Annotated in this window: 1 rRNA gene; it reads right to left on the bottom strand. The window is 39.1% G+C overall.

Annotated elements, in window-relative coordinates:
• A 16S ribosomal RNA gene (locus OCI93_RS21025) occupies nucleotides 1-94 on the bottom strand; the annotation flags it as partial.
• Nucleotides 95-425 lie beyond the last annotated feature (331 nt).

The following is a 425-nucleotide window of genomic DNA, read 5'->3' as shown; positions in this document are numbered from 1 at the left end:
ATCTTCTAGCAAGCTAGAAATGTTACCGCTCGACTTGCATGTGTTAGGCCTGCCGCCAGCGTTCAATCTGAGCCATGATCAAACTCTTCAATTAAAAGTTTTTTCTGTCTTGAAACCTAAGTTTCAAAACGGCGCTCAATGAATTCTGATTTTGATTCTTTCGAATCGAATTGACTGTGCTGCAATAAGTAAACTTATTGCTGTTGGTCACTCAGTTTCTCTTTCGAGAAAACACATTGAGACTCTAAATTTTTTGCTTCCCTAATCACTCGAAAGTGAATTAGTTCTGCTGTTAGAACTCAATCTGTACGAGTGCCCACACAGATGATTGCTTCATATTTTTAAAGAACAATTTATGATTACGCTTTGGTAATCAAGGCGATGATGAAGCGCTTTGCTTTATCTCGCTAGGGCTGCGCATGTTA

Source organism: Pseudoalteromonas holothuriae, from assembly GCF_945859825.1.
GTDB lineage: Bacteria > Pseudomonadota > Gammaproteobacteria > Enterobacterales > Alteromonadaceae > Pseudoalteromonas > Pseudoalteromonas holothuriae.
Note: the sequence above shows the minus strand (reverse complement) of the source record. Positions and strands in the feature narration are given on the sequence as shown.